At 34.0% G+C, this 5,960-nt stretch carries 8 protein-coding genes; 2 read left to right on the top strand and 6 right to left on the bottom strand.

What is annotated here, in order from left to right:
• Nucleotides 1-154: 154 nt before the first annotated feature.
• Complete coding sequence (locus DZ60_RS0121680) at nucleotides 155-379, bottom strand: hypothetical protein (RefSeq protein ID WP_025744106.1); 225 nt, start codon at nucleotides 377-379, stop codon at nucleotides 155-157.
• A gap of 183 nt (nucleotides 380-562) precedes the next feature.
• Entirely contained in the window at nucleotides 563-1,150 is a 588-nt protein-coding gene (locus tag DZ60_RS24575) for a DUF922 domain-containing protein (RefSeq protein WP_051477710.1), read from the bottom strand.
• A 312-nt stretch (nucleotides 1,151-1,462) separates the two neighbouring features.
• Between DZ60_RS24575 and DZ60_RS0121670 the strand changes: the two genes are divergently transcribed.
• Complete coding sequence (locus DZ60_RS0121670; protein WP_025744104.1) at nucleotides 1,463-1,801, top strand: helix-turn-helix domain-containing protein; 339 nt, start codon at nucleotides 1,463-1,465, stop codon at nucleotides 1,799-1,801.
• A complete protein-coding gene (locus tag DZ60_RS24570) occupies nucleotides 1,794-2,240 on the top strand; it encodes a type II secretion system protein GspG (protein ID WP_025744103.1) in 447 nt (148 codons plus the stop codon). The genes DZ60_RS0121670 and DZ60_RS24570 overlap by 8 nt, the downstream gene beginning before the upstream one ends.
• Nucleotides 2,241-2,262: 22 nt before the next feature.
• Here DZ60_RS24570 and DZ60_RS0121660 read toward each other — a convergent pair whose 3' ends face one another.
• From DZ60_RS0121660 to DZ60_RS0121645, 4 genes are all read right to left on the bottom strand, one after another.
• Nucleotides 2,263-2,784, bottom strand: coding sequence for a TPM domain-containing protein (locus DZ60_RS0121660; RefSeq protein ID WP_161634456.1), 522 nt, complete (start codon nucleotides 2,782-2,784; stop codon nucleotides 2,263-2,265).
• A 17-nt stretch (nucleotides 2,785-2,801) separates the two neighbouring features.
• Nucleotides 2,802-3,866, bottom strand: a complete 1,065-nt coding sequence (locus DZ60_RS0121655; protein WP_081740556.1) for an RHS repeat-associated core domain-containing protein — start codon at nucleotides 3,864-3,866, stop codon at nucleotides 2,802-2,804.
• Nucleotides 3,867-4,279: 413 nt separating this feature from the next.
• Entirely contained in the window at nucleotides 4,280-4,573 is a 294-nt protein-coding gene (locus DZ60_RS0121650) for a hypothetical protein (protein WP_025744100.1), read from the bottom strand.
• Complete coding sequence (locus DZ60_RS0121645) at nucleotides 4,573-5,796, bottom strand: papain fold toxin domain-containing protein (protein WP_025744099.1); 1,224 nt, start codon at nucleotides 5,794-5,796, stop codon at nucleotides 4,573-4,575. Before DZ60_RS0121645 ends, DZ60_RS0121650 begins: the two co-directional genes overlap by 1 nt.
• Nucleotides 5,797-5,960: the final 164 nt, after the last annotated feature.

The following is a 5,960-nucleotide window of genomic DNA, read 5'->3' as shown; positions in this document are numbered from 1 at the left end:
CTAACCACAACTTTTTGGAATGATCCGTAATTATCTGGAATATTAATTTCTGCCATAATAATTTTGATATTTGATTCTTATAAAATGTCTGTTATTTTAGACTTTTAATTTATTATAAGTATCATTTTATTGAATTTTTTTGATATTTAAAAAATTAAGGATAGATTAATCCTTTTTTCAAATCGACACTAATTTTGTCCTTTTTTGGAAAAGGAGCAACAATATGCAATTCGGATTGATCCTCTAATATCAATGTAACTCTGTTATTGATTCTATCTAAATTAAAATTAATTATCTTTATACCAATTGCGTGTTTAACACCATTTGAAACTACCATTTTTTCGGTAGTTGGTGATATATCTATGAACATTTCTTTCATCTTTTTTTTATATAGATTTTTAGTTTATATTCTGAAATCGAAATCAACTACACCTATTTCCTTCAATGAAGGAATTACAGATTGCAAATAATCCATCATATCTACGTAATTATCTAAATAATAACCTTTTGAATCTATCTCCTTCTTCTTTTGTTCTATTGAATTAAAAACCTTTTTAGAACATCAATTACTCTTTATTTTTATATATGTATACGCTTCTAAGTCACTTAGTTCATCATGTATTTTTAATAGCCAATCATTGCTTGGTATTGGCATAGATCCATTAAAAGTCTCCTTATCATATGTGTTTTGATATATCTTACAGGCTTTCCAGTATTTATAATATACCTCTTGATATGCATCAAAACTCATAATCTTTTTATTTTTAAGTTCTTCAAAAGCTTTACGCATTTTTCTAGCGAACAACTCTGCAATATCAAAATGAAGCTGTTCGTGTGCTAAGAGTTTAGGATCGTTCTTATCACCCAACCATGACCTATTTTTATAGAAGTAGGTAGCAAGATTCATTTTTAAATAGTTTACTATATTATCGTCTTCGTCTACTATTACTTCTTTGGGCAAGATTTCTATTTTATAGGTTGTTACTGCGTTTTCAACATCAAAGAGATCACTTTCTTTAACAATTTTAAAATCATTCGGTGTTAAAAACACTCCTTCTTGCCATTGAACAACATTAGTACTAACCACGATGTCTTTCTGACCAAACACCATGGCCGTATATAATAAAGAAATATATAGTAATCTTGTCATAAATTTTAATTTCATGAGTTAGTTGCACATCAATACAACTAGTCTTTACTTTTACTCCTCACTCAAACGCGGCACGGAAAAAATTTCCGCGATATCATATCCAAGTCGTCTGGGATCTATCTTTACTTTTATTTACTACGCTTACCGCTCACTCACAACCCTACGAAGTCAGAGACATTCGTAGAGCAGAACTCTTAGGTGAGCGGGTAAAATAAGTTCTAATGTAACAACATTTATATGATTTGTTTGGTATCTATAAGTGACTTACATTTGCTTAAAACCAGTAAAACAGGTTATTTATAACACTTTTATATGACTTTTGGAGAAAGAATATCATCTATACGTAAACGTTTAAAATGGTCACAAGATGAACTGGCTAAAAAAGTAGGTACTTCTGGGCCTATTATTGGAAGGTATGAACGTAATGAGATTAAACCTGCTATTGATACTGCCAAAAGTATTGCCGATGCCCTAGGGGTAACTATAGATTTCTTAATGGGTGACGATGATATGGTTATTGATAAAAAACTGTTCCAAAAAATAAAGGATATCGAGAGTTTTACCGAAGAAGAAAAAACCAAAATTTATGACCTGCTCGATATGGCCGTAGGATATCATAAAGCTAAAAAAAAAATATTCTTAAATGTTTGATTTAATAGCGGAACTATTATTACTATTTGAAGAGTTTAAATTCTGGAAGAAAAAAAAGAAAGTTAGAAAACTGGAAAAAGAAAAAGGTCTTCCAAAAAAAACTCTGATTCATCCTGTGACGAAGTTTTTGATAATTGGTTTAATTTTAATTTTTCTATTTGGAATCTATCTTAAAATATTCAATACATCTCCAAACGAATCTAGAACGACTCAAAAAATTATTGAAGTCAAAAAAATTCTTGAAAAACAAAGGAAAGATCTTGGTAAGTATCCAACTAAATTGGAAGATATAATAAATAATAATCCTTTAAGAAAGGATATTAATTTAGATGCGTGGGGCAATGAGTTTTATTATAAAGAGATAGAAGGTGGTTTAAGTTATGAACTAAAATCTAAAGGTAAAGATGGTGTTTTAAATACTGAGGATGACTTAGAATAATCACCCTCAGTACATTTTGTTATTATTTCCAGTTAGTTATTATTTTACCTAACCCTTTTTCAATTCCGCTATAAAAGTTTCCTTTTTTAAATTCAGGTAAAAAACTTTCATATATAACTACTTTACATAAATCATCAGTTAAGGTTTCTTTGGTTTTATCACTGGTAGCAATTTCAACTTTTTTTAAAGCTTTGCTAACTACTATAACTATAATATTATCGTTATTGGTTTCTTGACTGTATACATTACCTAAGTTCATAGTATATGAACGAAAATCAGGAAAACGCCCAATAGAATGTGTAGTTACAATTAAAATCACAATTCCAGTATCATAGTTAAATTTTGAAATAGTTTTTTCCAAACTTTTTCTTTCTTCTATTAACAGGATTGACTCATGGTCATATACACATTTAGATTCAAGAGTATTTTGTAAATCAGTGGCTTTAGATACATTAGTAGTATCATCATGTTCTATCTTTTGAGCTACGCAATTGGTACAAAAAATAACTAACAAAATTAGAATGGTATATATTTTAAACATCATATTGTTATTAAATTTAATTACCATCCGCCACCAGCACCACCGCCACCGCTGCTATATGGTCCCGGACCACCAACATCGTAATAAGGTATTGATTGAATATTATGGTGGTAGTAATGTTCGCTGTGCTTTCTTATTCTCGGCCCATAAACCTGATTATTCATAAAGTCTCTATATGTATTATCTGCCATTAGAGGAGTAGCTATGACTGTAGCGGCAATTTTTACTTGAGGAACAGCAGTAGTAACAGTTACACCTAATTCTGTAAATGCTTCATCTATATCTGCTATCATCTGTTCTGCCTCAGTACGCTTAACTACTATACCTGTTGATACTCTCCATTCTTCAATAATCAATACTGTAAGATTCTTGATTTGACCAGTATTTGTAAGTTTACTCAAAACATCAAGAACCATTGAGTTTCTAACCATGATTCTATCATTTTCTTCATAAGCTCTAATGTCGTCTTTAGGATTACTTCTTATCAATACTTCATCTAGCTCAGTTGAAATCCCTAAGAAATCTGGTGTTTTATATGGTTTCTTTGTACTAGCAGAAGCGGAAAGCCCGAACTGTGCCAATGCCGCATTTAATCCTGCCAGACCAGAGCCATAATTTCTTCTGATATCGCTATTGTTATCCAACATACCAGCTGAAGCAGCTGCTGCATAATCCCATCCACTATTTGCTGTAGTTTGTGGTCCTCTGTGGGGTGTTACATGAATCCCGTTGACTGCAAAATCATGGTCTAATTGCCACATTTCCCTGTCATTTCTCAGAGGCTGTGATGTTGCTCCTTCCGTAGAGTGATTGTTACTATTTCCCCCTGAAGGATCATTATAAAATACCGGGTTATTATCAAATGCATTATAGGTAGATAGTCCATGATGTACTATCGGGTCAATACGATTCCATCGTGCGATGGTAGGGTCGTAGGAGCGCAGTGGCATCTCATACCAATTAAGTCCTAGTCCTTCTTCTAACTCTGTATTATTGTATTTAAGGGTATGCGAACGCCCGTTTATCGCAGTATTATATCCTTTTTGTGAGAGTCCAAACGGATAATAATTGTTCTCTTCTACAATCTCGTCGGTGTATTGTAACGACTAGTATATTTCAATGAACGTTGTAAAATCCACACCATAAAATGCTGTGGATTCTTTACTTTTACCCCTCACTCAAACGCGGCACGGAAAAAATTTCCGCGCTATCATATCCGAGCGGTCTGGGTTCTTATTTTACTACGAGATTACCCCTCACTCAAACGCGACACGGAAAACATTTCCGCGCTATCATATCCGAGCGGTCTGGGTAGTTTGATACCCGCTGCTGTAAGCCGATATCGGTAGACCTACTACCATCTTATTTTCAGTTACGAGATTCTTTCGAACCTCTCACAGCACACTCCGAGCGATCTGGTTCTTATTTTATAACGCCTACCGCTCACTCAAAACGCTACGAAGTCTGAGACATGCGTAGAGCGATCTTTTTTAGTTAATCACTCTTCGGATAGCTGGTTTAGAAATTCATCAAATTCATTAAAAAATAATTTGAGAGCATCCTGTTCATCAGTACTATAAAAGTGAAGAATATCAGCCCATGAATGAGATGTATCTATTTTGTATTTATTTTCTATCCAACTTTGAAAATCATTAAGAAATTCTATATCCTCTTTTGGTAAACTCCGATAGCAACCAAATAAATAAGCTCTTAAACAAAATATGGAACTCCTTCCTATATACATTGCTGGCTTGCTTTTAATTTCATTAAGTATTTTTACTATTTGACTCATTAGAAACCTGTTTTCGTTACTTTTAGTGCTCCAAATGGAGCATCAAATTGTTTTATCCAATCGTTATATTTTATACCATTTGTATATATATTATCGTAAACCATACCGTTTACTTGGACAGCCCTATGAGTTCCATTAGTGGAAATATTTTTACCCAGTTGGGCATTCCAAATATTAGAATAAGGTGTTTGTAGATCAATGATTTGACCTTTAATTCCCCTCTGTTTTAGAGCTGAAACTATACTGGATGCACAATCTTTACATTTAAATAATTGAGAATGTTCTTTGGCAATGCTCGATATTAAAGTTTGTATAGAAGCATCATCACCTGCTCCATAAATTACGGACATTTCAGCTCTACTTAATGTTATTGCTGAAACATTGTCTATGCTATTAGCAGCTGCTTTTAGCAACAATCGTCCTCCGGCAGTTGCTAATGCTTTGATCGCAATTACATCAGATATTGCTAATCCTGCATATAATAATCCTCTACTCACATCACCTCTTGCAAACCAGTCGATAGATGCTGCACCACTACCTATACCCGGTACATAACGCCAACCACTATCTCCGGCAAGTCCACTGGCATAGGTCATTTGCCCTTGTCTGTACCCTTCCTGCACATATCCGTTTTGTATGTTATTAGTGATTTGTCTTAGAGCACTGTTTACAGTACCTCTTGTAGAAGCACCATAACCATTACCATAGTCTACATAAGTAAGCCCCACAGCTTCTAAGCCTTCTCTTTCATTCGCGCCACCAAACATAACCATGGCAAAATTATGATCATAGGAAAACGAATGATCTGCTCTAGAAAACCAAGACGCTCCGCCATGCTGAGGAATCATATTCCAATTGATAACAATATCATTTTCTTGTTGACTGATCTCACGATCTGACAAAGGTTGTGATACTGCTCCTTCCGTAGATTCATCTTCCGAGTTTCCACCACTAGGATCACTATAAAATATAGGGTTATTATCAAAAGAATTGTAAGTAGATAACCCATGATGCACCACAGGATCAATACGATTCCATCGCGCGATGGTTGGATCATAGGAACGCAGTGGCATCTCATACCAATCGAGTCCTAGTCCTTCTTCTAACTCTGTATTGTTATATTTAAGGTTGTGGGATCTGCCTGTTATAGCAGCGTTGTAGCCTTTTTGTTGTAAACCAAATGGATAGTAGTTGTTTTCTTCTACAATCTCATCAGCAGTCACTGTCCCGCTATTATCCTGATCTTGATAGGAGAGTCTAACGTTGCCTAAATGGTTAGTTATTTCAATGAACTTTTTATAGAAACCACACCATAAATGATGTGGATCTATCTTTACTTTTATTTATAACGCTTACCGCTCACTCAAACGCGGCACGGAAAAAATTT

Source organism: Aquimarina pacifica, from assembly GCF_000520955.1.
Lineage (GTDB): Bacteria > Bacteroidota > Bacteroidia > Flavobacteriales > Flavobacteriaceae > Aquimarina > Aquimarina pacifica.
This window is presented reverse-complemented; position numbering and strand designations above follow the sequence as displayed.